Source organism: Mesorhizobium sp. BHscii (assembly GCF_053848065.1).
In genome coordinates this window covers 1-26,051 of record NZ_JBSPKW010000011.1, presented here as the reverse complement: position 1 = coordinate 26,051, position 26,051 = coordinate 1, and the positions used below count along the sequence as shown (strand labels likewise).

Genomic DNA, 26,051 nt, shown 5'->3' with positions numbered 1-26,051 from the left:
CACGCCGCCCCGGATATCGACGCAGCAGCGATAGTCGACAAAATTAGAAAGTATCTTCGCGACGCCATGTCCACCCTCCCTATTTGGACTAAGGACCAACCGACGCCCGCCAAGTTGAGCGGCTTTTCAAGGCAAGATTGACGCAAGGGAAGGACATTGGCAAGCCTGAACCTCGTCCTGCGTTTCGGGACAGTTCAGTGGACCGCAAAATCCAAGGGCGAAACGGGTGCATTAATGTGGCACACCGTCAATGTCGTATCAAACAAACGAGGGAGGTTGGAATTCATGATGATTGTGGGATATTAAATCTTCAAATTGGAGTGCTCATCTGAACAAGCCCCTCGCCTATTCCTACATCCGTATGTCAACCGACATCCAGCTCAAGGGCGACAGTTTGCGAAGGCAAACCGAGCGGTCCAAGAAATATGCCGATGAGCACGATCTCCAACTCGTTGAGGATTTCAGGCTGGAGGACATCGGTGTCTCAGCGTTCAAGGGCGACAATATCTCGACTGGGGCGCTTGGTAAGTTCCTCGACGCGGTGAAAGCCGGCAAAATTCCAAAAGGATCGTACCTGCTGGTCGAGTCGTTTGATCGCCTCTCACGTCAAAAATTGAGTGCCTCTGTCCCTCTGTTCTTCGAAATCACGTCGAATGGCATCAACCTAGTCACGCTGTCGGACAATCAACTGTACAAGGCCGGAGAAGCCGAATTCGCGCAGTTGATCATCTCGATTGCAATGATGGCCCGCGCGAATGAGGAGTCCGAAATCAAAAGCCAGCGGCTGTCAGCTGCCTGGGAGGCCAAACGAAGGGCCGTCGATGACAAAAAACTGACTGGTCTATGTCCGGCTTGGCTGGAACTTTCACCGGACCGAAAAACGTTTGGAGTAACAGAGGATCGAGCACAGATCGTCAGGCGGATATACGAGGACAGCGCTAGCGGCCAGGGGTCTTTTGTTATTACGCGACGACTGAACGATTTGGGCATACCAGCGTTTGGTAGGTCGAACGGCTGGGTGCAGTCCTATGTCACCAAAATCCTACAAACCCGTGCAGTTCTCGGTGAGTTCCAACCGCACACCAAGCAGAATGGAAAACGGATTCCGTTTGGCGATGCAATTCCCGGCTATTATCCGCAAATCGTCGATGAAGAGCTGTTTCTCCGAGCGCAATTCGCCAGAGGCAAACGGCGGATAGAAGGTGGAGGACGCAAGGGAGAATCGTTGCGCAACCTGTTCACCCATCTTGCTAAATGTGGGTACTGCGGTTCTCCGATGCATTTTCTCAATAAGGGCTTCGGGCCGGGAGGCGGGACATATCTGAAATGTAGGCAAGCTTTGCGGGGGTTGGATTGTGTTCCAACGGCTTGGCGCTATCAGGATTTTGAGAGGTCATTCTTCCTGTTCGTTAAGGAGATCGACTTGGCCGAAATTCTGCGAGCATCGTCTGCAAAATCCGAAGCATTAACCCTGGATGAACGCGCAATCGCGTTGACCGAGAAAAAGAGCGAGTTGGAGCTGAAGCGTGAGCGAACATACTCGCTGATCAACGACGGTGGGATCTCTGTCGAGTTTCTCACTACCAAATTGCGGGAATGCGATGCCGATTTGGTTGCCATCGAACAGGAGATAGTGGACGTCGATCGGCAGCGACGGGAAACTCGCGAAAAGCAGTCGATTTCACCCGACGAGCTGCGGCTTTTGATCGATCAGCTTCAGCAGATGGAAGGCCCCGATGCATTTTCACAGCGATCTATGCTCGCAGGAAAGCTGCGCGAAATCGTCAATGACCTTCGTTTGTACGTTGATGGATCAAAACCTCGTCAGAATAAGGCTGCAGCCTTGCTCGATGCGGCTACGATCGATCCGGAAGAGCGTCAGCAGATTCTAGAAACGGTCAAGCGCACAAATCGTGAAGCTCAACGTTACAACCGAAGCTTTAGCGTTGTCCTTGCGGACGGCGTGTCCCGGCGTGTTATCCTGAAAAACAACGATCCTACGAACTTCGTCGCAGAGGCAATTGTCGACAAGCATGGAGCGATCTCAGGCAGCGACCGCGGAATGCCCCTCGGTATATCTGACGGATGGGACAACATATTCGATGAGCCCGCCTCGGCTCAGTGAGCCAACGATTTTTCTACTTGGGCTGACAATACCGGTGTGTCCATTGTCCTAAATAGTGATGCTGGTCATCCGGCTATCACTCTTAGAACCTCCAGAACCGCTCTGCTCCGTTTCTCCAGTTCATCTTTTTCCACATTCGACATCGGTGTTTCAAGCCGTGCCGACGGCCATCCTCGCACGACTTCAAACAGCAAACGCTTTTTCATCCCATCGATTTGATGGGTCTATATCCCTATGAAAGACCAGCCAGAATGCACCAAAGCCCCTCACAGGCCTCTTCCCACTCCATCTCATCTCAATACGCATCTTGGTTCGACGAGAAGATCGAGCAGTTTACCAAGGCTCACATAGGCAGATTCGAACCCAGCTCGATGTTCAAACGACGGAACGGGTTCTTCATCACGATCTCATTCGATCATGCCAGTCGCAAGCCGCGGCTAGAAGCTTCCGAACGGATCGACGGTCCAGGTGCCAAAACGGAGATGGATACGTTCACCGACCTGTACAACTTGATCTGCCGTGAACTGGTCGGAAGGAATTACCATCGACCATCGTTCCATGACCTGAAACCTCTAGCTATCGGTTGTCTGGACATGAATGGATCGAGATACTGGAAATCGATGGGAGAGCTGGAAAACCCTCACATCCACTCGATCTGGATTTTCACCGATCAAACGCGAGATGGATTTCAAAAGTTATTAGCCGACGAAGAACGTCTCACATCCATCAAAGAACGGTTTTCGATTCGAGAGCTGGATATCCAACAGCTTGATCATGACCATCGAAATTCGACGGGTGAGAGTCGTGCATCATCGTACATGGCGAAATTCATGGTGCACAATAATCACGAGCTGAAAGTCGCTGACGATTTCAGGGTGCTGCCGTTTCAGGCCGAAAAATCAGTGAACTGAGGCAGGGTTCAGGCAGGGTGTTGGGAGTTTTAGCAGCGGATCGTCGTATTTAGAATTGGGGTGTGACGTCGCCATCAAGAATCTAACTAACTCTGCGATCACCCTGTCCGATTTTGGTGGTCCTTAGAATTACCCCGTCAAACGGCGTGTGTGTCCGTGGTCTATTTTCTACACTAGAGCGACATTTGAATAAGGAAGCCCCACCCCTAACAGAGAGGGGCAGGGCATGCGTTAGATATAGCTAATTGAATGCCAGTCCCCTCATGCGGCTAGTTGAAGACGTCCAGAGACCTTCTTTGTTTTGCGGATTGCCGTGACCTCCATCATTCGATCCAAGCTGGCCTGGCTGATCTGATACGCGACGACCGCAATTCCGCCTACACGGGTTTTTGGCAGCTTGACCAGGTCAAGACCCACCATCGCCAGAAACGGTCGAAGTTGAGTGATCGGGTTGTTGTCGATGCCTCTATTTGGGGCGATATCGAACTGCTGTTGGATAGCAATCCGATTGTCCTTCATCCAATCGATGAACGGTTTAAGGTCGGCCTTGCCAAACTTCACTTCGGGCGTGAACACAAAATCCCGATAAAACGGGGCTGTGGAAAGCGTCTCCATCAGCAGAATCCGTCTCAGCTTAGCGTTAGGGATAAGCAACCTCGCCTGGTTACGTCTCTCGGGATCTTGGACACCTTCGCTAAGCGCCTCGGCCGTGGTCCGATCCACCATCATTTCGAAGTTGTTTACGCAGGCACGAAAGCGCCCCCTATCGTCGAGCGTGATAGTCTCGTCAGAGATCGGTTTGTTATAGAAGACTTCGATCGCGGATCGTTCGTAGGCTGCCCGCTCAGTATCGTTGGCGAACTCGTAGTTTCTGATGCGACGGTCGATCCGTTCGAACTCCTCGTCAGTGAGCGGCTTGGCTTGCATCAATCGGTTAGCATGGAATCTAGCACGGCGTTCCTTGCCGTCGGTCAGGATTCCCAAGCCGAGATGCGCGATTTCGGTGTGCGGACCCACATGTTCGATTTCCCACCCCTGCTGTCTCTTATAGTGCAGGAAGTTTCTCCAAAGCTGGTTCTTTGATGCCCTCTGCGCGGAAATGATCGCCGCAGCAACGCCGGCAAGCGGATCAGGGCGATAAATCGGTCTGGGCACAAAATCGTCTGTGTATCCCACGAAGTTGCCACCCAAAATGGATGCCGTCAGCGCGTCTTTTGCCACGACGCTGAGGTCGGTTTCGAACGCAGCTGTCGCCGGCGATACATAGACCTTCACTTGTTTTGGATGACGAACCCGCCCCAATTGCTGGTCGCACTCGAAGTGGGTCAACACTTGCGGCACGAACAACCCGTAAACTGTGTCATAGAATTGCTCGTTTCCGGGGAACGTAATATCCACGCCTGAACCGATCGAGGGTGATGACAGGACGGCCTGATATTTTGTTGCCTCAGTCGACGGGTTCTTGATGAACGCCGCCGCGGCTGGATTTTTGTCCGCCGTCTCCTCAGACGTGACGACCAGGACCGCAATGTCAGGGCATTCTTGCTCGAGCTGCTTGGCGATATCCTTGACCTTCTCCCTGGAGTTCGACGTAAAATAGCAGCGCTTGCCCAACTTCAGGGACGTTACAAAGTCGCCAATCAGGTGGTTTTCCGATGCAAACACCGCGATCTTGCTCTTTTCAGAGCGATATTGGTTGATCACGACTTGCGTGTTCCTTGGTCCATCTCGCTCAGCCCATTCCTTGATAAAATCGAATGAGGTCCGTGAAAGGTCGGCATCGGCGGCAATCACGCGCTTTGCCCTGACAAGAATGCTAATCAACCCATGCATCACGTAGGGACGTTTTTCGCCCAGCGTTTGTGAAAGCAGGTGCGCAAGCACCTGCTCCGATTCATCGATCAAAACGAGATCGTACGGCTTCTCCTGGACCACCTTCGTGATGCTGTCGAGACAAATGCCATAACGTTGCCGACGATTAGTCAGGGGCTCGTCGATCTGATCATCGTGAAGGTAGCACGCCAGCCCCATCCTCACGCACATGGATTCGATCAATGCTCGTCGATGCCCAATCAGAAGGACACGGCCCTTGGTCGCACCTACAATCTGAGCAAGCAATTCCGTTTTTCCCGTGCCTTTCGGGCTTTTGATAAACGTCGTCCCGTCTTGAAGGTGGATGTAGCCGAGGAATTGCTCATCGCGGAACGCGATGTGCGCGTCCTTAAGCCTGTCGATGGAAGTATCGATTGGCAGGAGCGATCGCTTTTGTGACGAATCTGACGCTGTTCGCGCCGCCTTATCGAAGTCGTCGAAATCATACGGCTCGGGATGTCCCTGCCAATATGTCACGCCGCAAGCGCTGCAATGCACTCCCTTGTTGCTCTTGCTGGTGTTCTCGACGACAAATGCGCTTGGGTTCTTGTCGTCGTGAACCGGGCAGTGCACTTCGGTTTTAGCCTGAGCGCTGGCAAGGAGGACCTCGACCCCATTGGCGGTAGTGACCACAAGGTCTGGCGGCAACTGGATCGTGGAACGACCGGTACCCACAACGCCGAGCGATCTGTCATTATAACCTGCGGCAGCTGTCTGCTCGATCAACTCATCGAGAATCTCTGATGGCAGCGTCATTCCAATCTCGGTGATCTGCGCAGCGGTATTGCCGTAGAACATTCGGGCAGCATCGATCGCCTTCGGGTCCCCGTTGAGTTTAAGCGCAAGTGAGCGCGTCGCCGCTCTGGCATTGCCGGCGTCGAGCAATGTTTCCTCGAGAACGAAGATCACCCGGAACCGATGGGCTTCGGCAGTGTGGCTGCACGTTGTGTAGATGAAAGACGCGTATTTCTGAATGAACGGATGATGGACCGCGTCTGTGAGGGTCATACCGCCATCGATGTCCACGGACAGAATGTCTGTGGCGACAAAGTTGGTAGCGCGACGGCGGCCGTCGAGCTCTGCGCAGTAGGCGTGGCCCCGCTTGATATGGTTGATCAGCTCAGAGGTGCTGATTTGACATGGTTCGAACCCTTCAGCCTTTGCCAGGGTGTCGCTGAGTTCGTCTTTGTTGATAAGGCGCTTGTTTATAGACAAGCGGAGGGGTTTGGTTGTGAAACCATTCATGAGAATATCCTTTGATGTTGGTTTTGAGTTAGCGTTAGGTGGCCCAGCGGGATGCTGGAATTTTTGAAAAATGTGATTTTTAAAAAATGTGACGCCGCTTGTCACTAATGCTTGTTTAGCATCGAATGCATGAAAATGCAATATAGTGAGGGATTTTATGATTCTATACTTAAGTTATACCAATTCTCCATTGGTTTAACTTAATTCGCAGAATCCGCGGCGATATCAGTGGGTTGTCCGGGGACCCCTAGCGCTAAAATTGGCAGAGCCGTCAAAACCCGCTGCTGAGCACGAAAAATCTTTGTTGCAAAATGGCTGACTTGGCCCGCGTTGACCTTCTCGGCCGTCTGACGGGACGCCGTTGTCGATCATCAACCAAAGGAGATCGCAATGGCATTCGAAGGACTTAAACTGGTGGCAGCCCCAAAGCAGGCACCGACCGACCCGGCATCGAAGCGTCGCCAGCGCCTGGTCATGCAGATCGACCATCAGCTTTATATGGCCGATCCGGAGAATGTCGGCCGGAAATTCCGTGGTCGCTGGTGGACTGTCGATCTCGACGGCAAGCCGATCCTGGCGATCAAATATGGCAAAATTCCCCTGGAACTTGCCAAGGGCAAGCATGCGATCGCATGCGCGGACATGGGTGCGGTAGTCGATGCGCTGAAGAAGGCACGTGAAGCCGCCATCGACGGCACGTTCGACAGCCAGCTGGCAACCGTGTCGGAACAGGTCCGGGCACGGTTCAAGAAAGGGCGGTGAAGAAGTATTGCCAAACGAATACCCATCCCGCCGGGAATGGTGGGATGGGTCTAGCTATTGCTTCTTCTTTCGACCTGCCTTCAAGGTCGCAGGCACCTGTTCGTCAGGTTCGGGCTCCCGGAACAGCTGCGCGATGTGGACATCGAGAGCCTTCGCGACCTTTTCCAATGTTATGATCGTCGGGTTGCGCGCTCCTCTCTCCAGGTAGCCCACATAAGCTCTTTCAACGTCGGCGCTAAGGGCCAGGTCATCCTGCGAGATGCCTCGTTCAACCCTCAAGCGTCGAAGATTCCAAGCGACCAGCGACTGCACTTCCATTTCAGGAAGCAATCAGTTGCCCTTGCTCGAAACCACGTAATATAAGACCATGATTATGGGCTGAGGAGTTTATCTCCTCGGGGTATCAGACTTGTTGGGGGAATAATGGACGAGACCGCTTCGCCAGCCGCTACGATCGACTGCCCGTATTGCTCGGAGCCGATCAACACTAAGTCCAGGAAATGCAAGCACTGCGGGGAAATCCTGGATCCGCAAATGCGAGAGATCGAGCTTCTGAAAAGCCAACGAAATAGCCCGCAGGTGTTCATGAACGCTGGCGGAGGAGCGGCTGCCGCCGCAGCTGCGACTGGCGTCGGCGGCCCAGTAAAGCGGTTCCCCCACTGGTTCCACATCCTGTTGGTGATCATAACCGGTGGGCTTTGGATACCGGTCTACATCCTGATGTACCTGTTCCGGAACAAGCGCTACTACTACTGAGGAGGGCGACCGATGGGTGCTCTGTTCGGTAGTTTCCTAGCCCGGTCTTCGATGAAAACGGTGCTTCCGCTCCTATCGCTGATCGCTGGAGCGCCTGTCGCCAACGCTACGGATGCACTCCCGATTGCTGAGGGCGCCTACATGAGATCGGCCAAGTACTGTGAACAGTTTCGCAATGGCGAACTGGATTCCATCGAGTTCTCGGTCTCGACAGGCGGTCATGCGTACGAGGTTCCCGAAGTCGGATGCGTAGTCGCTTCCGTGCGAAAGCTACGGACAAATCGGTACGCGATTGAAGCCGATTGCCTGGAGACTGGCAATCCTTTCCAGCACTCCTTCATACTGGACGTGGAAAATCCTCGAACCGTACGAATGGACGGTTTCCAACTGACTTTGTGCGATGTGAAGGTTCCGCCGGACAAGCCCGACCAAGGCAAAGATCATCTTGCCGGGATTTCGATTGTCCCTCCTACCGAACAACATAGCCCTAAGGTCGAGGCGACGAAGGCGATCCCACCGACAAAGCTGATTCGTCAGTGGGAGGCGGCCAACGAATATTGTCGTGGCGGCTCAGGAGATGATCCGCAGACCGCAATGGCCTGCAAAGCGAGAGACGCGCTATCTCGTCAACTCGAATCTGCGAAATGGTGCTACGGCAAGAACGGCCAATCTAGCTATCAGTACAAATGGCACAGGTGCCAGAGGGGCTCGATCCACTACTGACCGCCATGCTCGCCCGGGATGACGGACAAGCCCACCGCCCTATTCGTCAGTCATAGGATGCTGATTAGGGAGCCGACCGCCTTTTGGATCGCATCCTCGTTCCGCTTATAGAACACACGTGTGCCGATCTTTGTCGACGTGACCAACTTCGTCTCCGTCAGCCATCTCATGTGGATGCTGACAGACTCCTGGGTGATCCGCAGCTTGCGCGAGATCATTTTGTTGGTCAGGCCGGTCTCTGAAGCGTCAGGCACGTCAGGGAAATGCTCTTCCGGGTGGTTCAGGTAGTCGAGAATTTTCAGCCTGCTGTCACAGGCAAGCGCCTTCATAAGTCGGTAGTCCATCGTCGGCTCCATCAGTTTGTTTCCGATGGGTGGCGCTATCCCCAAGCAACCGACTATCGACAACGACGTATTTTGGAGCGGATTTTCATTGATCCCGGCCGTTTGGATGGTGTTTTCGGCGATAAATAGCCCCAGAACCCGCGTTTACCTCGTTCAACCCCTAAATATCAGCACCAAATTCTCGTCTTTTCCCGAGCTTTCACGACCAAATCGGCATCGAAAATCCTGCTGAAGGCAATCCTCGCAGCCATTCGCGATCCCTTCGCCATTCCACGCCTGCTGAGCTTTTTTCGGTGGGGTCTATATCCCTGTGAAAGAAGCTAAAAAGCATGCAAATCAGCCAGAGATCGATCGGCGAGATCGATCAAACCAGAAATCGGTTAAAATCTTGAAACGATAGACCGTGGTTCTACCCATCGCAAACAGTTTTCGGTTCGGACAGATCAGCCCTTGCGATAAAGCGCGCTGGTATCGCGATAATTGTTCGTGGGGCGGAAAGCTAGACCGCGACAAAGACGGGATTCCATGAAAGCCTTTGCTAGGGGCATTTCCACTACGGTAGAAGGACCGCCGGCGACTAGAAAGCAGATATCGTAGCTGGGGGATTTCTCGTCGCCTGCTATGCCGAGGCTTCATCCTGCGTGGATTCGTTGCGGTGCTTGTCCAACGCCTTGATGCTCGGGACCAATGCGGCGCTTTTGGGTACGCGTAGCGTTCGCCCGCGTAATTCTTCGTATTCCGTCTTCACAAGGGCGCCGGCAATCTGGACGGTCATCTTCTTTGTGTCGATCCAGATGAGGCCGCAGTCGAACAGCGTGTGCAGGTCCGAGCGAAGCAGAAGCCCGTTGCTGACGACGTTCGTAGCGTCGCCTTTGTAGGGGACGATGTGTACCGCTTCCAGCACGTCAACCACGGTGCAGCCGCTGATGGCGCAACTGCCTTCATAGGCGGAGAGCAGGGCGTCGCGGAACGACTGCTGTCCCCTTCGCTGAGCGATCGTGCGCGCAATCTTTTTGCGCGCGTCCTGGACATTGTCCGGGTCGAAGACGTCAGGGTCTGACTCCTCCGGCGGTATGATCGCCGAATGGCCTTGATTGGCCCGGTGCAGAATGAAGCTCGTAGGAGAGCTGCTGGAGTGGCTAACATAGTTGAACGGACCTAAATAGCGAAACCCGGCACCGTCGAACTCGTATTTGCGCTGGCGGTAAAAGACCAGCAACTCAAGTCCGTTTGCTTGGTGATCTATGATCAACGCGTCGGTTCGGCCGCTCGTTTGACCTTGCCAGTGCAGAACATCGCCGACGAGCGAGTCATGGTATTGCGTCCTGTCGGCGGTCTTTTCAGCCGTGATGAAAAGCCAGACTGATCGAGTTCCTTTTGGCCGGAAAACGCCAGTGTTCAAGGTGGCGTCGACGATTCCGAACATTTGGCGGAGACGGTCGCGCGTGTAGACCCCGCCGATTTGCAGGCCCTGCGATGTTGTGTCGCCCGAACGGCCGATCACTTGGAAGCCGAGCTGCTCAAGCTTCTTGCGGACGGTCGCGTCACCGCCACTGAAATCCGAGGCCTTTAAGGGACCGAGGTCCGGGCGGGCGTAGCGGTGGGCGACGCCGACGATCGCCTTTGAGTCGTAAGGCTTGCCTTCGTGCTCCAAGACGTATGAACGGGCTTTGCCAAAGCCGTAGTGTTTCAGAAAATTTGGCCGACCGAGCTGATCGTATTCTTCAATCGCACGAAGAACTGCATTCCTGTCGATGTCTTCAAATCCCACGCTGCGCTCCCAGAACGTTCAGATTATTATTCAGACGTCTGCTCATTCCTCGTCGAAGACGGTGAGTCCGGCTACGCCCTCACCGGGAAGGTTTCCCTCTTCGGAGACATCGCCCCCCGAAAGGAGGCCCTCCTGCCAATACGCAAAATCAAGGTAACGTCGTTCCTCTGGCGGTGCGTCGCGCGTCGAGCGGTCGAGTTCGATCAACCGGCGTACATATTTCGGCAAATCGCGCTGCGAGGAGGCGACCTCAATGGCTTCGCGACGACCTGTTTTTTCTGGGCCGACCGTCCGGGGCGCAGCCATTTGCCTCACGTTCTTGAGAACTGAGGTCGGAAGATGGGCCCCGGGAGAAGAGAGGCAGACCAGCGAGTGCCAGGGGCGCATAATGTGTCGAAGGTCTTTGATCTCATTCGAGCCCACCTGCTCTACGTCTTCGGGCAGGGCGATCGCGCCACCCCAAAAACTCGGGCCGCGATAGGAGTGTGGACAGCCGTTGGTGAAGCCGCGAAGGCCGTTAGAATGGTCGAAATTGTAAAAGCAATACAGGGCGTCAAGGTTGTCAGCCTTGGCGTTGGCGACCAGCGTCTTCAACTGGCCGTACTTGTCACCGGACTTGAAGAGGCTTTGATATCGACCGCTCGGAAAGAGACGCTTGGCTTGCACCCTGTAGCCTACGCCGCGCCCCTTTCGGGTGAACCACCATTCCCAGTCGGCACCATGGACCGTTTCCTGTGGCTTGCTCGCCGGAATGATCGCAATGCTACTTTTCCAGTGGCGGATCGCAATGTTGTAGAGGCAGGTTTCGGTTATCGTTTCCTCGCCGACGAACAGACCCATGCTGCGAGCGGTCGCCATCTGCTTCCAGACGCGGCCCGCCTCTCTTCGAAAACTGGCGCAAAGTTGGACATTCGATGCCATTGATCCCCCCTATACTGGCTGACATCTTCTCCGGCGGTTATCTCGAGGCGCACAGATGCCCGGCGTGCCTGTCTCAACTCGGGTATTGCGATGAGCGTGCGTCAAAGTCGGTGGAAAAGCTTCTCGCGATATCGTCCCCGACCCATAAGCGTCTACAAAGTGGTGAACGGATGCCATGAGCGGAGCGCACTATGAGCAAAGAGATCTGGGATGGCGATTATTTGAATCGTCGAGAAGACGCCGACTTTCTCATCAAATTCTTATTACAGCAGAACGCTGCCGCAATAAAAAGAGGCGCGACGGGAACATCTGTCAATGTGAGTGCTCCGTGGGGCGCCGGTAAGACGTACTTTCTGAACAATATGGCACGCCAACTGTCAGCCCAAGGCTACAGAGTGGCCGAAGTGAACGCGTGGCGCGACGATCATGCATTGGATCCGATGTTCGCTGTTATATCGCCTATTCTGAAGGCGCTGGGCAAAGGCGATACGACGACGACCGTGGTAAAGGCCATCACGAAGAATTTGTCGAAAATCGCAATCCACACCGGAATTGGATTGGCAAGCAGAGCCGCAGGGTTTTTCATCGGGAAGGCAGTCGACGAAATCACAAAGGGGGTTGGCGACACTCTCAGGGAGACCAGTCAAGATGTCGCCAATGAATATGCGGAAGATGCACTAAGATCATTCGAGGAAGGTCAAGCTGCTATAGACAGCTTTCGAGACACCCTGGCAAAGGTTGTGACGAACCAGCCTACTCTATTTGTTTTGATCGACGAACTCGACCGCTGTAAGCCGACCTATGCGGTCGCCCTGCTGGAGCGGATCAAACATTTGTTTGATGTCCCGAATGTCATTTTCGTGGTTGCGACCCATACCGATCAGCTCGCGCACACTATCCGGGCGGTTTATGGACAAGGGTTCGATGCGGACAGATATCTTCTCCGATTCTTCGACAGGACTTATACGTTCGATAGGCCGGACCTTTCGCAATTGGTCAAAGCAAGATGGGACGCAGAAGGTTTTCCGGTGGAACGCTTGCTGCCTTTCAGGCAGCAAGACCAATTGGTCCTAATGGGCCAAATGGCCGACCAGTTGGGCCTTTGGCCAAGAGATGTCCATCAAGTTCTTGCCATCCTCTGGAGTGTTGGAAGCCTATTCGACGAGCGGTTACCTTTCCCCGCTCTTTTTGCGTTTCCTCTGGTAGCCGCCTATCAGCAGCGGCGATTGCTAGCTTTCAACTTTGCAACCGACGCCGAGGTGAACCCGGATGATTTCGCCGACTTCTTCAATGACCAGCCGCTCTTCACCGAAAGGGTTTACAACCGGTCTAGCGATGCTGGATCCGACAGATCCACCTCGATATTGGACTTTATGAACGCCTTTCGTCGGTTGGTGTCCTCGTCAGTCACGGAGTCGCTTCGCGCATCGACACCTTCGGACGAATATGCAGAGCGATTTCGCGTGGTAGAGTTCAGCGCAATCCATTCGAACATGTTCCATGGAACTCACGTTCACTCTATCCTCAATCAACTAGGGCCTACAATCAGGAAAGCTGGCAGACTAACAGTCGGAAAAGCTTCTATCCGACAGAGCTAAGGCATAGCCGGTAGCCACGCCCGGATGACCGTTCTAAGCTATCGGACCGCCTGCTATGTGGTTGCAGAGAGCAACTTAACGAGATTCTTGGCGGTCTGAGGATGGAAGCAATTGCCATTAATCGTGACAATACCCGCCTGATTTAAGCGGCGCGCCAGCTCCGAGTAGGACATCGCTTCCCAAGCGTTAGGTAGCACATAGCGCAATCGGTGCGCAAAACGCATTGCCCTTGCCTTGTTTGCCGCTGCCAAGACATTTCCATTTCTCCCAAGCACGACTCCTCTACGCTTAGCTTGCGCTAATGCGGACTTAGTCCGTTCCGAAATCAGCCGACGCTCTTCCTGAGCCAGCGCGGCGAAGATATGTAGCTGAAAGTCTGTTGCGTGGGGCATCTCGACGATGACGAGGCGAACTCCCTTTTCCATCATCGCCGAAATGAAGCTGACACGCCTAGAAAAGCGGTCTAACCGGGCGATCAGCAGCGAAGCTCCGGCTCTTTTCGCGGCGCTTATCGCTTTTGCTAGTTCAATTCTCCGGTCGTTCCTGCCCGATTCCACCTCAACGAATTCGCCGATCAGCTCGCCATGAGCTCCGGCAAATTGCCGGACCATCTGCTGTTGAGCCTCCAATCCGAGGCCAGATCGAGCCTGCCTTTTGGTCGAAACGCGATAATAGCCGACGTATTTCAAGGATCCTCGTCAAACATAAATGCTGGTTTATGTTTTAAGGCCTCCGCCAACCTGCCGGTGATGACAACACATCGAATGCCCGCCGGCCCTCGCGAGGGTGGACGCCGGTAGTGTCCCGAATCAATCGGCTTCGTGCTATAGCTGAGCTTTCAGATTTAGGTCTCGCTCGGCAAATTTGCGGCAGGGAAGCGGTACATATGCGTGATGATCCCTTCAACAATAGGGCGGTGCGTGAAGCGCTTAGGGCATTGGATCAGGGCCAGGAAATGATCCGAGCTTCCCATCAACTGGTCACGTCCCAAGATTTGAAACGCGCGGCAAGTACAGTGATCGCAGCCCATGAGGCCATCAATGCCAGCTTGGGTCATGGCCAACTTCAGACGGCGGTTGCGCGCATTCAAGAGATAACAGCTCCCCTTCGGGAGCCTGAATTTATTTCAGCTGCTCAGCAGTTACGCGAGGATTTAAGGACTGCCTTGTTGGCAATCCAGCCGGTAGTTCTTCCAACGGCTGATGCCGCACATCAGTTGGCCCGGGGTATCGCGGAGGCGGTTGCACCCTACGCCGATACGTTTCGCAATATAGCAGTGTGGCGGGAGTCGTTGGCGGAGAGAATGATCGCAATGCGATCGACGTGGGCGCTCGAAGCCCATCTCAATATATCGGTAGCCGGATTCGCCCGCCTTGCGCGGCTTAGCGACGCGGTCCATAGCCCGCAGCCATACGGAAAGCCCGCGTCTGAGCTTGTTAATGACGAGCTTGGCAACGGTCGTCCTGCTGATGAGAGCACAAATCCCCTGGATGCCGATACTGAGACCGTAGCCGGTGGGATGAATGCTGAGCTCATCGCATTTGCGCCAAATGCCTACAGCGAGGTGACCTTTTCCGCAGGTTTTCGTTTCAGCCTAACAAAGATCGAGCCTCCGCGCGCCATTGATTCTGAAGACCCCGGTGCCGTATTCGATCCCATCCACTGGACAATCCTCGTGACGCTTGAGAACGCGTTACGTGCTCTTGTCAGTGCGGAACTACGCACCCTTGCAGGAGATGCATGGATTAAACGCCGTGTTCCTGGAGATCTGAGAAATAGATGGGTCGAGCGTCAAGCAGAAGAGCGTGCAGCCGGACGACCAATCTACGATCTGATCCAGTACGCGGACTTCATGGATCTAGCACAGCTTATCTGCCAGAATGACAACTGGCCTTCGTTTTGTCATATCTTCATCAAGAGGGATGACTTCCGGGTTTCGCTCGAACGTCTGCATCCAATCCGCAAAGCAATTGCTCACGGAAGGCCGATCGGGCGCGCTGACACATTGGTGCTAGTCAGTGAAGCCACTCGCGTGCTGCGGTCGCTGAAGATCGCTCAGATTCTACCGTAGCCGCGGATTCCTCTATGCAGGGATACCTTCTTTTTGGCCAAACTAACGCGAATCTACACCTTTAAAGTGGAGTTCCGATCGAGCCAAAAGATGCATCTATTGCGGCTCGCGCGGGGGCGTCGATGGGCTGCATGTTGAGCATATCATTCCCGATTCCATTGAAGGTCGCCTGATCTATCCCGGCGCCAGCTGCCACGGATAGGTTAAAGCGCCTGACGCATCGCCTGCCCGACTTCTGGAAGGCGTCCCAACCAAGTGGCCCATCCAACTCCGGGATGTTCGTGGCTTGCCTCGATAGATCGACTAACAATGCCCACTACCTGACCATCTGCATTTAGCACCGGGCCCCCACTCATCCCGCTCGGCCAATGAGCATCGACCTCGAAAACGGGTGTCCCATTAGCTCGGTCGCGTCCGTTGAGGTGAACCGCGATGACTTGCCCGTAAGAGGCAAACATTCCTTCCTCCACACGCGTTACAATCTGTGGCAAATGCTCTTTTACGGTGTCGATTTGCGGGTAGCCGATGGCGACTACCTGATCTCCGATTTTGGGATGATCCTGGCTAAGCTGTAGGGAAAGAGTGTGAAGTTCTGCCGATAGAGGTTGAGTCCGCAAGACTGAGACATCCGCTGACGAGAAGTGCAATTCGCCTCGTAGTGCTCGTAGGGGATCATCTCCAGGTTTAATTGGTGTATGGGCCGCGACAATTATCGGAAGATGTGCAGGCCCGATACCGATCGTTCCGAAGATTAGGCCAGGAGAAAGAAATGCAACCAAGCATTCATTGTCAAGATACTCAAACTTCGGATTAAGAACGTCATGATCGATTACCCTGGATCGCTCTCGAAAATCCGAGATCACGTGATCTGCTGTCAGCAGGATGCCATCCGTCGAAATTCCGAAGGCGGTTCCTAAGCCTTTTAGCGACCCATCTTTTAGCCCTCGAAAAAGCGGGACAACGGCCTTTCTAATATTGAATGGATCTTGAACTAAAAAGTAGCGCCCTCCTGGGTCGTCACTGTATCGAGGGGATAATTCCCAGTTTCGGCGTCGATTATCCTCGGCCTCAAGCGTACGGACGGTGATCCAGCTTTTATTTGTCATGTCGTCGTCAGCGATCCAAACTCCTCCAACCCTTACAGCAAAAGAGTGGTTCCAGCTTTGGCTCTGCATTGAACTCCAACTCGCACGAAGTGAACCTCCATCAATGCCGCCTGGGGATTATTCTATTCGGCTCGGTGCGCGCAAGCGCATTCGCGAATGTACTAGTGGACCGGCTCCGATGATGGTTTTATATGGTACACGGCAGGGGGAAATGTTATGAAATTTGGTTTGCGCAGACCTAGTTTGCGACGTAGCTTCGCGGCACGTATATCACCAAAACGGATCATCAAGACGAAGCTCGGCCTTCGCGCGCCAGGAGGTTTGGGCTGGATTACAAGTCCGAAAAAGGCCGCCTACAATCGGGTTTACAACCGGACGACATTCTCGTTCTGGGGTCTATTGGCAAAGCTTTTTCACTGAACGCCGACCAGGTGGGCGGCGATAGTATCCCATGGGTAGCCGCCGCCCTCATGCGCTGACGCACAGCCGCCCAAGTTTCGAAAACTTGAAGTATCAGGAAAAGAAAGACTCAGACATGACCGATCTTGAACAAACGCCATTTGGCGGCGCGGATCTCATCGAGAATACGGAGCCGCGCTGTCCCTGCATTCTTCTTCTCGATAACTCCGGCTCTATGACTGGCGAACCACTTCGCCAGTTAAACGAGGGTATCGCGGCGTTCAAGCAAGCGCTGTCGGAAGACAGTCTCGCCGCCAAGCGCGTTGAAATCGCCATAGTCAGCTTCGGACCGGTACAAACCGTCTCGGAATTCGTGACGGTGGACGGCTTTTATCCGCCGCTTCTCCAAGCGGCCGGAGCGACACCCCTAGGTGAAGCAGTTATGCACGGCCTTCAGATGCTTCGTGACCGCAAATCCGCCTACAAGGCCCATGGTACTCCCTACTATCGCCCGTGGATATTCCTGATCACGGACGGCGCACCCACGGATTCCTGGCAGGCTGCCGCCCAAGCTGTGCATCAGGGCGAGGGCAAAAAGGAATTCATGTTCTATGCCGTGGGTGTCGAGGGCGCTGACATCGGCGTTCTCCAACAAATATCAGTGCGTGCACCGCTTAAACTTAAGGGCCTGCAGTTCGCCGAGTTCTTCCGGTGGCTTTCAGCGTCACTCAGTTCCGTTTCGCAGTCGAAACCGGGTGAGCAGGTTCCACTGCAAAACCCGGCAGCACCGGATGGATGGGCCGTTGCCGGGTGACCTGTGTCGAAGTGGAAATGGATTGCCGCCTCGAGGCGGGGGACGTCGCACGAGCGGTCCAACACCCATAGGCAAGATGCCTATCGCTGCTTCGAGTCTCGTTATGGCAGGCTGATTGCGGCCGTTTCGGACGGAGCTGGGAGCGCGTCTCACAGTCGATATGGAGCTACCATCACCTGCCGGTTTCTCACCAACCGAGCGCGGTTACATGGAAAGGTGCCTAATCGAAATCTCTTCGAGGAATGGATCGACGAATTGCGAGATTCGATCGCTTCAACAGCTACACGCCACGGGCTGCAGATGCGCGATTTCGCGGCGACCATGCTATTTGCAATGTCGGACGCTCGAAGTCTATTCATCGCCCATATTGGCGACGGAGCGATCGTTCGGCAGGATGATCCGGGCGGGCAATGGGAATGTGTGTCCTGGCCAGAGTCTGGTGAGTACGCTTCGACTACTTTCTTCGTGACGGACAACGCTGGCGTCCGCCTGCGCACCACGACCTTTGACAATCCACCGCATGCGATCGCCTTGTTTTCTGACGGGATAGAGCGACTTGTCCTCGATTTTGCGAGCCACACCGCGCCATCAGGGTTCTTCGATACTATCAGCGGAGCCATGAAAGACAGCGGACTGCCGGGAGCTCAACGCGCCCTCTCGCGCCAACTCCATTCATACCTTGGGTCGCCGAAGATCAATGAGCGAACCGATGACGATAAAACGATGATCGTAGCCGTACGCTGATGACCGCGCCCATTATTCGCGTAGGAGGGCAACAGGTTCCACTCGGCCGCAGAATCGGCAAGGGCGGAGAGGGTGAGGTGTATCAGCTAGCAAATGATCCTACGAAGGCGGTGAAAGTTTATTTCCAGCCAGATCAGCTTCGCTTCGAAAAGATCAGCGCCATCGTCCAAGCCGGGTTTTCGTCCCGCACGAAGCTCATTTCGTTTCCGACCGAGATTGTAACTGACACGAAGGGCAAGTTCCTCGGATTCACGATGAACCTTGTCAGTGCGTCGAAGCCGCTTCATGAACTCTACGCCCCCAAGGCCCGTAAGCAGAACTTCCCAGAGGCTGACTACCGCTTTCTGGTGCGCACCGCCAAGAATGCGGCTGCGGCAGTGGGGATCGTTCACAATGCCGGCTGTATCGTGGGTGACATCAATCATTCCGGCTTCCTGATCTCCGATCGCGCTCTTGTCGCAATAATCGATGCCGATAGCTTTCAGGTCAGCCGTAACGGGACAAACCATCTTTGCCGCGTAGGTGTTCCGGAATACACTCCGCCGGAACTTCAAGGAAAATCCCTCGACCAGATCGTACGAACCGTCAATCACGATGCGTTCGGCTTAGCGGTTGCGATTTTTCAGCTGCTGTTCTTAGGCAAGCATCCTTTCGCCGGGCGTTATAGCGGCACTGATGAGATGCCACTTGAGCGGGCTATTGCCGAGGGGCGTTACGCCTACTCCACGTTGCGTCAGACAGGCATGGCTCCCCCTCCACATGGCCCGGGTCCGTCGATGATGCCTAAGGCCGTCGCAATGGCTTTTGAGCAAGCCTTTACGGCAGATGCCAGCCGGATACGACCGAGTGCTCGAGATTGGGTCAGCTTAATAGGAACTATCGAAAGCTCACTCGTGACCTGTCCCACCCACAAGGAGCACTTCTTTCCGAAGGATGCTGGATCTTGTCCTTGGTGCGCCATGGACAACCGATTTGGTACCGTCCTATTTCCGCTGGTCTTCAGGGCCAGCGCCGTGTCGCCGGCAGCGGTTGCCAATTTCGATCTCAATCAGATTTGGGCAGCGATCGAGGCTGTTGTCTTGCCGGATCCAAAGACTGTCTTTCCGCAATTGCCTCTCACTACGCCCGTCCCCAGCAGTGCAGGGAGAGAGGCCGTCGGTGCTCGCTGGACCAGCAGAGTATTTGGCCTGCTGCTTATTGGCGCAGCGGGTGGGTTGATCGCTTTCATTCCGGCACTTTGGTGGATAGCACTGGGGATGGCAGGCTTCGGTCTCAACAGACTCAGTTCCACCCCGGAGGCATTCACGCAGGTCAGAAAGGCACTGGACCGGGATCGCGGCCTTGTCGCATCCGAGCTAGAGACCTTCCATCGCAACAGTGGTTCTATTGAGCCTTTCAGAATTAAGGCGGCCTTGGAGCGAGCCAAACAGGAGTATCAGAGCCTACCGCAATTGCAGGCGAAGTGGCACAGCGAATATCAGGATAGCCGCCGCGCGAAGCAACTAAGTGACTATCTCGACAGATTCCGGGTCGATAAGGAGAGAATCCAGTCAATCAACCGAGGCCTCGCCCAGACGCTTGTCGCGTATGGTTACGAAACGGCTGCAGATATTGACCACAACGTCACAAGGGTTCCCGGGATAGGAGAAGTCCGCAGACAGCGTCTCCTGGACTGGAAAAGGCGCCACGATGCGCGGTTCGTGTTCAATCCAAATCCTACACCCGTCGACCAAGCTGAGAGGCAAAGGATCGACCAAAAAGTCGCTCAGATGCGTAGTGATCTCCAGAAACGGCTGGTTTCAGGTGCCGACGCGCTGCGCGATGCGATCAAGCGCATTGAAACTTCAAAGAGTAACCCCCATGCGAGTCTGGTGGAGGCCTATCGCAGGTTCAAGGTTGCGGAGGCCGATGCAGAACTGATCGGAATCGCCGTGTCGCCCCTCAATCTCGCGCCGCCAGACTCAATGTTTGCCAACGCGAAACATTCCTCCTCCTACTCAGCAAGACCATTGTCGCCGGGATCCCCGGCGTTACCTAGCCGAAAACCGCCGTTATCCAGTAGCCCGGGCCGAGTGACATGCCCTAAATGCGGATCTGCCATGGTAAGCCGCCTTGCCCATCGGGGTCGCTATGCAGGCAAACGGTTCTGGGGATGCGCTCGGTATCCCTCCTGCGACGGGATCAGAAACATTCCATGATGATTGCATGGACACTGTACCCGATCAATTCGACAAAGACGGCTAGTGGCGCTCTGAAGCCCGCCGAGCCACAATGTCAGCATGGCTCGTCCGCCGGGTGGATGTCTGCTTTGACCCGTTGAAATCGGCGGGTGCTATGGGAATGTGAACTGAAAAGGTACCCCATGGACGCCGCAGACGTAATTGTTGACGCGATCCGGCGGATACCTTCTGAGCCCAATCTATTCAATCACTACGAAAGCTATGAAGCCGCCCGCGAGGATGCGGATGCGCCGAAATTACGCCGGCATAATCTTGGGCTCTATCTTCGGAGTTTTATTGAGCGACCAACTATCGACTTGTGGATAGCCGAGGCCCCTTCGCGTTATGGCGCGCGCTGGTCGGGCGTGCCTTTCACCCATCAAGACAACTTGAAAGAAATGGCCGACATGCTGGGCTTGCCGAACTCCTTCGCCGTGCCGACACGGGATCCAGAAAGCGGCGCAAGCCGAACATCAACAGCGATCTGGGAAATCTTCCCAAAGCCGATGCCACTTCTGTGGAACGTCGTCATGCTGCACCCGTTCAAACTGCGAAACGGGCAAGTCAGAAATGCAGAAACCACTCACGAGCATCACGAACTTTGCCGGGAGTCTTTGACACTGATCCTCGACACGTTTAAGCCGAAGCGCATTATTGCGATTGGCGGTGTATCAGCAAGGGCACTTGGCCGAATGGGAGTAGCTGTGAGGCAGGTGGCTCATCCAGGACGGAATCGACACCATCTCTTCTGGGCCGATATGAAGAAGCTGGGTATCGGCTGACGTGCTCCGCGTTTGTCCGCGTCTATAAGTTGGCCTTGTTCACGTTGTGATCCTTTGCGGACCGGGTGGCAAATTCGGTCGGGGCAAGCCCCCGTCGAGGCTGGTGTGCGGGCGGTTCACATTGTAGTCGATCCTCCATTCTTCGATGCTGTTTCGGGCTTGCCGGTAGCTGGTGAAGAGGCACTCATCGCGCAGTCGACCATTGAAGCTCTTCACGAAGCCGTTCTGCATCGGCTTGCCCGGTGCGATGTAGTGCCATTCGACCTGCCGATCTTCCTGCCACGCCAAGATGGTATTCGAGGTCAGCTCGGTGCCGTTGTCCGACACGATCATGCAGGGGTAGCGCATAGCGGTCGCGGGTGTAGCAGCTGCGGCCCGCGCTGCGGCGAACAACGGGTATGGCGGTGGCGGATATTACCGCCCGCCCATACCCGTTGTATGTGGCTGCCTGGCACCAGTTCTACGACCAGTACTATCAACATGGCGCTGCGGAGATCGGGCAACCGGGTTTGTGGACGACCTCTATTGCAATTGTATGCCGATGATGGACACGGCGTGGCCAGGTTGGTCGGCGGGGAAGTTGGAGGAACAACGTGCTAATATGCGCTGAGATTGCTCAGCTCGGGACGATAGTGGCAACGACATGGGGGGGCCCGATCGGGCGGCGCAGATCTAGCACTCGGCGACTATGGCCCTCCTACGTAGTGCTTGACATAAAAGTTGTATAAGTCGGACTTTTACCGGACCGGAAACTCAAATTGCCGTCACGGCGGCTTTGTTCCTCCACTTCCTTATGCCTTTGCTGGAAGGCGTTCTCTATTGCCGTAGCAAGGAGCGGCTCCGACGTGGCTACCTCCCTTCGCAGCAAATCCAACGTCTGAGAGACACGACCCTCAAAGCTATCGACAGCAGATTGAACCCTATCATCATCGGGGAGGCTTAGTACAATCGAGCCCGACCGAATGGTCGCCCGGAGCCCATGCGGCGAATGAGAAGGATGAAGCCGAAATCCATCTGGATCACCAGAGAAAGGTATTGTGATGTCCATTATGGGGAATGAGTGGTTCACTCTCTCTCCCCAGCCATCTTCAGTTACTCGCCTTTCCTCGCGGCGGTTCCCAGATTTCTGATCGACAAGAAGGGTGGGAACATCAAATCGAAATGACCTCGCAAGCTCGTCCAAAATTCCGGCAGAGGCAGGATTCGAAACCTCATCCCTTGGCATTCTTGCAACGGTATCGATCGCCTTGCGCACTCTGGCTTCAAATTCCTGATGCCAGCTTGGACCCTGAAAAAGATGTTCGCTCATGCTGCCTTCTCGCCAACAGAATTTGGCTCAGTGAATTCGTGATACTCAATTTTCGCGGTGATCTCATTCATTGCGTAGTGGACGAACTGCTTGCCTAGATCTGTTAGCTCGTATGGGTCGATTTCGTCGAAGGCAGATTTTGCCGTGGCCGGGGCTTGGCCAGGAGCAGACCGCTTCGAAGGCGTCTTCCTGAGGAAGTTGCCTGCATAGTCCGTTGGGCGGTGCTGGCGAATGACACTCCCGAGTGTCAAATCCCGAATGAGCATCTTGAACAGATCGGCCTCTGCAGAATCCTCCCGCACTTGCGGTTTGCCGAGATTGCTCCACATTTCGCCGCGAGTGATCGCTGGATTTCGATAAATCTCTCCGATCACCTCAAAGTGGAAATCGGAGTAGAGATTCACCCAATCAATAAAGAGCCGAACGACGTCATCAGACGCGGTTTCCGCTGCAGCCGCGTTCGTCAGGATGTTGCGAAGGCGTTGTCGCTTGTACTCTGTGTCTATCGACGACCAATTCCGAAACGACTTTTTCAACAGCGACTGATACTCGAGAGACTCGATCCGCTCCGTGACCTTTTCGTCCTTCATATCCAACCGAGCGACAATTTCGGCGATCGTCTTGCCTTTTTCCCGAAGCTCGTCCTCGAGCATCTGAAGCCACTGTCGGATGACATTGGTTGCGTGTTCTTGCTCCTCTTCGGACCAATGCCCAGCAGCGGCGGAAAGGAAGCTTCCCACGAACGGGATGCCCCCCGCTGCGTTCATTGCGGTCCTTGACCATTTTTTGACCGAGGAAGCGTTGAGTGCGCCCTTGTCGATCTCATCTCCGGATTTTTCCATTAGGCCGCAGTCCTTTTTTCGGCTGCGATCTTTTCGCTTCCAAGATGTTTCCGGCCCTTGAGCACGTCGTTAATACGACCGGGGTTCACCCAGTAGTCAGCGGCGATGTGGTGCTGGTAGTCGCCGTTCGAGTGCCGCAACCAAATTTCGACAGCGTCATCGAACGTCAATTTGTATGTGGGATTGGTCTCGCTCATTGGTCCAAAACCTTCTATCGGCCTGGATGGCTTGACAGCGAGTCGAATGAGGGTATGTATCCCTTGTCACCAAACGACTAGCCGCAAGCCATCCAAGACTTTGCGGTTACCGATACGGAGCCGGGGTCGTGAGCCCCGGCTTTGTCGTTTCGGGCAGCAGGAAGCTTCCCGCCGCGCCGACGATATGAGTGGTCTCGTTTGCTAGAGTCAAGGTGACGAGAAGCGGCGTTCCACGCTATTTAGGGGCGCATTAAAAAACTCGCAAGAATCAACGGCTTGCTTGATCCCCTCCTAACTGCCTGTCTGCGGTTTTCTGCCGATTTTATCGGAGCATCTCTGATTCCGGCCGACTCGTCTAGATTGTGCGCCGCACAACTCACAACCGATTCGGTCGGAGTGCGCCAGCCGTCTTTTTCCCATCAACCGCCCTGTAGCGGCCCATCCGGCGGTGGCCACCTGTTCAGGGTTTTACGCGTCCCACAGATAATCCCACACAGCGACGTTAATCCTGCCGACCCGTCAACAGCCTCCGGGCACAACGATACGAGAACGGCGCAGATTTCGGAAGCCTGCGATTAGCTATCGTGATGTCAGCGCGCAGGTGATTTCACCCTGATTTGGCTGGTTGTCGAGGATTGATCGCGCCTTTGCGATCTCGGCGTCTGTTCGACAGGGAGCGCGCTGCAAAACGACATACCCCTTACCTTCGAGGCACCGATTGATGTAGCGGGTCCGGATCGCAGTGTTCGCATCGTAGGTTGTGGCAGTGGCTGGAATATTCATCTCGCCGACGCGGTTGCACGTCGTCATTGTGCCGAATGTGTTGCACTGCAGAGATCCCGGATTGTAGTAGCCCCGCTAATTTGGGTTGCCAAGGCGCGCGGTATCTTCTGGATCGCTTCGAAATCGCATTGATCGAAGGCGCTTAGGCGGTCGGAATAGCTGGACCCCTGCTTGTACGTTTATTGGTTGCGAGACAGTACATGCTCCGCAAAGCAGAACTGTGAGCAGCCAGAATTTCGTCCGCATATTGATCTCCCCCCTAATCGGGGCATTGAACTCGAAAAGCCCGGCGCCTTTCAAACCTAGTGGCGGAAGCGAACCACACCCCTGTCGCCGGCTAACCCGTTAGCAAAGCGTTTCGCACGCGGTGCCATCCCCATCGCGATCCAGCTTGCCGCCCCATGAGCAGTTGTTGCGATACCATTGAGCTTCGTCGCAGGAACTTATTTGCGAGCAAGTGCGCCGCGGCTGGCACGAGTAGCTTTGCGCAAGCTGCCGACGGCTGATGATCCCAAGCGGTTGGCTGACCGCCGGTGAATTTTCTGAATGCTCCGCCCGCCAATCCCATGGGGCCTGAAACGTTCCGGCCCAGATGCCTGTCTTTGCCGCCTCGGCCTTCGCTTGCTGCTGTGTGTAGGCTCCATGGCTGTACCGTGGCCAATCCAGAGCCTGACCGTGCTCGACGAGCCAGGAAGCGATCTCGACACCGTCAGCACGAGCGCAGTCGCCCACATAGCGCCCGTAGCGATCCCACGAAACAAACGTGCACTGCACCGGCTTGGAGGCAGCTAGGAACGCATCGAGCGCCGCGGCGGCCTTTGCCCCGCATTGGTAGCGAAAGCCCTTGGCATCATCGCATTGCTGGGCCGATTCCGGTGCATCGATCCCGTTGAAGCGTATGCGCTGGCCGTGGATCTCGATGGTGTCACCGTCAATTACGGAAGCAACCCCGGCGACCGCGCCGGGATTTTTCATCGTTCCCAGGAACGGGACCCGCTCGAAATCCGAATAATTGACTGAGACGTAGCCCACCGCACCGAGCAGGACTACCGCTGCCAAGCGAAATTGAGGATCGCGAAAAGCCGAACGCCTCGCCGGCCGACGAGTTTTCTTTGGCCGTGTGTTCTGTCTGCCCCAACCCATAAGCATCCCCCCGAACGCCGGCAATGATCATGCCTTGCGATTGGGGAGATGTCGAATCCGGGGAGAGCTGCGATCGACGCATACTGTAGAGAAACGTGAAAACGTCGATCGCCAGCTTGGCGGGGGCGCGCCGGCAACAACAGGCGCAAATACACGGTAGGCGCTCGTGTGGGACCTTCAATGCGATTGCAGCGACGTGGTAAACGGCGGGTTACTATCCACAGGCCGATTTTCAGGAGCGATTGAGCACCTTCGTTGTCTGTTCGCGCGAGACGGCCTCGATGTCTACCGTGACTAGGCCACGTCCCTCGATCCTGACAGTCACCTTGCCGTCCTCGTCATCCACCCGAGTGACAAAGCCGGTGATCTCGATTTCTGGCCAGCCCTTGTTCTCTTCGGTGTCTCGATCGAAAAGGGAAAGCTGTAAGAGGGTATGCTCACGCTCGACATGCCGTTGTCCAGTACCTTCAGGATTGTCACGGTGAGTGTGACTTCATCGCCCGATCTTTACAGCCATGGCCTAGGGTCCATTTCCAGCTTCGTCATTTCCAACTAAACATTCAATTTTGCTAAAATGTTCCGGAACCGATTGCCCGCCCTGCGGCTTGAGTCGC

23 protein-coding genes and 1 pseudogene are annotated in these 26,051 nt (G+C 54.9%); 12 read left to right on the top strand and 12 right to left on the bottom strand.

Annotated features, from left to right (window positions below; translation table 11 throughout):
• Positions 1–292 precede the first annotated feature (292 nt).
• Both ACWTU7_RS16575 and ACWTU7_RS16570 read left to right on the top strand, forming a co-directional pair.
• The gene (locus ACWTU7_RS16575; RefSeq protein WP_455839289.1) at positions 293–2,125 is read left to right on the top strand and encodes a recombinase family protein; all 1,833 of its coding nucleotides are present in this window, start codon (positions 293–295) and stop codon (positions 2,123–2,125) included.
• Positions 2,126–2,496: 371 nt separating this feature from the next.
• The gene (locus tag ACWTU7_RS16570) at positions 2,497–3,036 is read left to right on the top strand and encodes a hypothetical protein (RefSeq protein ID WP_455839290.1); all 540 of its coding nucleotides are present in this window, start codon (positions 2,497–2,499) and stop codon (positions 3,034–3,036) included.
• Between the two features lie 261 nt (positions 3,037–3,297).
• Here ACWTU7_RS16570 and ACWTU7_RS16565 read toward each other — a convergent pair whose 3' ends face one another.
• Entirely contained in the window at positions 3,298–6,153 is a 2,856-nt protein-coding gene (locus tag ACWTU7_RS16565) for a plasmid replication protein, CyRepA1 family (protein ID WP_455839291.1), read from the bottom strand.
• A 390-nt stretch (positions 6,154–6,543) separates the two neighbouring features.
• Between ACWTU7_RS16565 and ACWTU7_RS16560 the strand changes: the two genes are divergently transcribed.
• Positions 6,544–6,915 (top strand): hypothetical protein, encoded by a 372-nt coding sequence (locus ACWTU7_RS16560; RefSeq protein ID WP_455839292.1) that lies wholly within the window; start codon positions 6,544–6,546, stop codon positions 6,913–6,915.
• A 54-nt stretch (positions 6,916–6,969) separates the two neighbouring features.
• Here ACWTU7_RS16560 and ACWTU7_RS16555 read toward each other — a convergent pair whose 3' ends face one another.
• Positions 6,970–7,245 carry a helix-turn-helix domain-containing protein gene (locus ACWTU7_RS16555; RefSeq protein WP_455839293.1) on the bottom strand — a complete coding sequence of 92 codons (276 nt, stop codon included), beginning with the start codon at positions 7,243–7,245 and terminating at the stop codon, positions 6,970–6,972.
• Positions 7,246–7,338: 93 nt separating this feature from the next.
• On the opposite strand from ACWTU7_RS16555, the gene ACWTU7_RS16550 reads away from it, so the two are divergent.
• Both ACWTU7_RS16550 and ACWTU7_RS16545 read left to right on the top strand, forming a co-directional pair.
• A complete protein-coding gene (locus ACWTU7_RS16550; RefSeq protein ID WP_455839294.1) occupies positions 7,339–7,671 on the top strand; it encodes a hypothetical protein in 333 nt (110 codons plus the stop codon).
• 12 nt (positions 7,672–7,683) lie between these two features.
• Positions 7,684–8,394 carry a hypothetical protein gene (locus ACWTU7_RS16545; RefSeq protein ID WP_455839295.1) on the top strand — a complete coding sequence of 237 codons (711 nt, stop codon included), beginning with the start codon at positions 7,684–7,686 and terminating at the stop codon, positions 8,392–8,394.
• 50 nt (positions 8,395–8,444) lie between these two features.
• On the opposite strand, the gene ACWTU7_RS16540 is transcribed toward ACWTU7_RS16545, so the two are convergent.
• The 3 genes from ACWTU7_RS16540 to ACWTU7_RS16530 all read right to left on the bottom strand — a co-directional run bounded on the left by ACWTU7_RS16540 (position 8,445) and on the right by ACWTU7_RS16530 (position 11,430).
• The gene (locus ACWTU7_RS16540) at positions 8,445–8,750 is read right to left on the bottom strand and encodes an ArsR/SmtB family transcription factor (RefSeq protein ID WP_455839296.1); all 306 of its coding nucleotides are present in this window, start codon (positions 8,748–8,750) and stop codon (positions 8,445–8,447) included.
• A 607-nt stretch (positions 8,751–9,357) separates the two neighbouring features.
• On the bottom strand, positions 9,358–10,509 hold the full coding sequence (locus ACWTU7_RS16535) for an HNH endonuclease (protein WP_455839297.1): 1,152 nt from the start codon (positions 10,507–10,509) through the stop codon (positions 9,358–9,360).
• Between the two features lie 42 nt (positions 10,510–10,551).
• On the bottom strand, positions 10,552–11,430 hold the full coding sequence (locus ACWTU7_RS16530) for a DUF6615 family protein (protein ID WP_455839298.1): 879 nt from the start codon (positions 11,428–11,430) through the stop codon (positions 10,552–10,554).
• A 191-nt stretch (positions 11,431–11,621) separates the two neighbouring features.
• Here ACWTU7_RS16530 and ACWTU7_RS16525 point away from each other — a divergent pair, with 191 nt between their 5' ends.
• Positions 11,622–13,028: a KAP family P-loop NTPase fold protein gene (locus ACWTU7_RS16525; RefSeq protein ID WP_455839299.1), complete on the top strand. Its 1,407-nt coding sequence runs from the start codon at positions 11,622–11,624 to the stop codon at positions 13,026–13,028.
• 53 nt (positions 13,029–13,081) lie between these two features.
• Here the strand turns inward: ACWTU7_RS16525 and ACWTU7_RS16520 are convergent, their stop codons facing one another.
• A complete protein-coding gene (locus ACWTU7_RS16520; protein WP_455839300.1) occupies positions 13,082–13,717 on the bottom strand; it encodes a recombinase family protein in 636 nt (211 codons plus the stop codon).
• Between the two features lie 197 nt (positions 13,718–13,914).
• On the opposite strand from ACWTU7_RS16520, the gene ACWTU7_RS16515 reads away from it, so the two are divergent.
• Entirely contained in the window at positions 13,915–15,099 is a 1,185-nt protein-coding gene (locus tag ACWTU7_RS16515) for a Swt1 family HEPN domain-containing protein (RefSeq protein WP_455839301.1), read from the top strand.
• A 94-nt stretch (positions 15,100–15,193) separates the two neighbouring features.
• Positions 15,194–15,301 carry a hypothetical protein gene (locus ACWTU7_RS16510; RefSeq protein WP_455839317.1) on the top strand — a complete coding sequence of 36 codons (108 nt, stop codon included), beginning with the start codon at positions 15,194–15,196 and terminating at the stop codon, positions 15,299–15,301.
• Position 15,302: 1 nt separating this feature from the next.
• Here the strand turns inward: ACWTU7_RS16510 and ACWTU7_RS16505 are convergent, their stop codons facing one another.
• Complete coding sequence (locus ACWTU7_RS16505) at positions 15,303–16,274, bottom strand: S1 family peptidase (protein WP_455839302.1); 972 nt, start codon at positions 16,272–16,274, stop codon at positions 15,303–15,305.
• A gap of 382 nt (positions 16,275–16,656) precedes the next feature.
• On the opposite strand from ACWTU7_RS16505, the gene ACWTU7_RS16500 reads away from it, so the two are divergent.
• The 4 genes from ACWTU7_RS16500 (at position 16,657) to ACWTU7_RS16485 (ending at position 21,163) form a co-directional block, all read left to right on the top strand.
• Positions 16,657–17,418: a vWA domain-containing protein gene (locus ACWTU7_RS16500; protein ID WP_455839303.1), complete on the top strand. Its 762-nt coding sequence runs from the start codon at positions 16,657–16,659 to the stop codon at positions 17,416–17,418.
• Positions 17,419–17,421: 3 nt separating this feature from the next.
• Positions 17,422–18,162, top strand: a complete 741-nt coding sequence (locus ACWTU7_RS16495; protein ID WP_455839304.1) for a PP2C family serine/threonine-protein phosphatase — start codon at positions 17,422–17,424, stop codon at positions 18,160–18,162.
• Between the two features lie 77 nt (positions 18,163–18,239).
• Entirely contained in the window at positions 18,240–20,360 is a 2,121-nt protein-coding gene (locus ACWTU7_RS16490; protein ID WP_455839305.1) for a topoisomerase DNA-binding C4 zinc finger domain-containing protein, read from the top strand.
• 164 nt (positions 20,361–20,524) lie between these two features.
• Complete coding sequence (locus ACWTU7_RS16485) at positions 20,525–21,163, top strand: uracil-DNA glycosylase family protein (RefSeq protein ID WP_455839306.1); 639 nt, start codon at positions 20,525–20,527, stop codon at positions 21,161–21,163.
• A 22-nt stretch (positions 21,164–21,185) separates the two neighbouring features.
• Here the strand turns inward: ACWTU7_RS16485 and ACWTU7_RS16480 are convergent.
• From ACWTU7_RS16480 to ACWTU7_RS16460, 5 genes and pseudogenes are all read right to left on the bottom strand, one after another.
• Positions 21,186–21,502, bottom strand: a pseudogene (locus ACWTU7_RS16480) (integrase core domain-containing protein); the annotation flags it as partial.
• A gap of 358 nt (positions 21,503–21,860) precedes the next feature.
• The gene (locus tag ACWTU7_RS16475) at positions 21,861–22,472 is read right to left on the bottom strand and encodes a hypothetical protein (RefSeq protein ID WP_455839307.1); all 612 of its coding nucleotides are present in this window, start codon (positions 22,470–22,472) and stop codon (positions 21,861–21,863) included.
• Positions 22,469–23,314: a hypothetical protein gene (locus ACWTU7_RS16470; RefSeq protein ID WP_455839308.1), complete on the bottom strand. Its 846-nt coding sequence runs from the start codon at positions 23,312–23,314 to the stop codon at positions 22,469–22,471. The genes ACWTU7_RS16475 and ACWTU7_RS16470 overlap by 4 nt, the downstream gene beginning before the upstream one ends.
• The gene (locus ACWTU7_RS16465) at positions 23,314–23,511 is read right to left on the bottom strand and encodes a hypothetical protein (protein WP_455839309.1); all 198 of its coding nucleotides are present in this window, start codon (positions 23,509–23,511) and stop codon (positions 23,314–23,316) included. The genes ACWTU7_RS16470 and ACWTU7_RS16465 overlap by 1 nt, the downstream gene beginning before the upstream one ends.
• A 1,128-nt stretch (positions 23,512–24,639) precedes the next feature.
• Positions 24,640–25,353 (bottom strand): thermonuclease family protein, encoded by a 714-nt coding sequence (locus tag ACWTU7_RS16460; protein ID WP_455839310.1) that lies wholly within the window; start codon positions 25,351–25,353, stop codon positions 24,640–24,642.
• Positions 25,354–26,051 lie beyond the last annotated feature (698 nt).

Bases quoted from the DNA above. Each gene is read 5' to 3' on its own strand.
- ACWTU7_RS16570 (WP_455839290.1), top strand. From the start codon at position 2,497: ATGTTCAAACGACGGAACGGGTTCTTCATCACGATCTCATTCGATCAT.
- ACWTU7_RS16565 (WP_455839291.1), bottom strand. From the start codon at position 6,153: ATGAATGGTTTCACAACCAAACCCCTCCGCTTGTCTATAAACAAGCGC.
- ACWTU7_RS16560 (WP_455839292.1), top strand. From the start codon at position 6,544: ATGGCATTCGAAGGACTTAAACTGGTGGCAGCCCCAAAGCAGGCACCG.
- ACWTU7_RS16550 (WP_455839294.1), top strand. From the start codon at position 7,339: ATGGACGAGACCGCTTCGCCAGCCGCTACGATCGACTGCCCGTATTGC.
- ACWTU7_RS16545 (WP_455839295.1), top strand. From the start codon at position 7,684: ATGGGTGCTCTGTTCGGTAGTTTCCTAGCCCGGTCTTCGATGAAAACG.
- ACWTU7_RS16540 (WP_455839296.1), bottom strand. From the start codon at position 8,750: ATGGAGCCGACGATGGACTACCGACTTATGAAGGCGCTTGCCTGTGAC.
- ACWTU7_RS16530 (WP_455839298.1), bottom strand. From the start codon at position 11,430: ATGGCATCGAATGTCCAACTTTGCGCCAGTTTTCGAAGAGAGGCGGGC.
- ACWTU7_RS16525 (WP_455839299.1), top strand. From the start codon at position 11,622: ATGAGCAAAGAGATCTGGGATGGCGATTATTTGAATCGTCGAGAAGAC.
- ACWTU7_RS16515 (WP_455839301.1), top strand. From the start codon at position 13,915: ATGCGTGATGATCCCTTCAACAATAGGGCGGTGCGTGAAGCGCTTAGG.
- ACWTU7_RS16505 (WP_455839302.1), bottom strand. From the start codon at position 16,274: ATGCAGAGCCAAAGCTGGAACCACTCTTTTGCTGTAAGGGTTGGAGGA.
- ACWTU7_RS16500 (WP_455839303.1), top strand. From the start codon at position 16,657: ATGGGTAGCCGCCGCCCTCATGCGCTGACGCACAGCCGCCCAAGTTTC.
- ACWTU7_RS16485 (WP_455839306.1), top strand. From the start codon at position 20,525: ATGGACGCCGCAGACGTAATTGTTGACGCGATCCGGCGGATACCTTCT.
- ACWTU7_RS16475 (WP_455839307.1), bottom strand. From the start codon at position 22,472: ATGAGCGAACATCTTTTTCAGGGTCCAAGCTGGCATCAGGAATTTGAA.
- ACWTU7_RS16470 (WP_455839308.1), bottom strand. From the start codon at position 23,314: ATGGAAAAATCCGGAGATGAGATCGACAAGGGCGCACTCAACGCTTCC.
- ACWTU7_RS16465 (WP_455839309.1), bottom strand. From the start codon at position 23,511: ATGAGCGAGACCAATCCCACATACAAATTGACGTTCGATGACGCTGTC.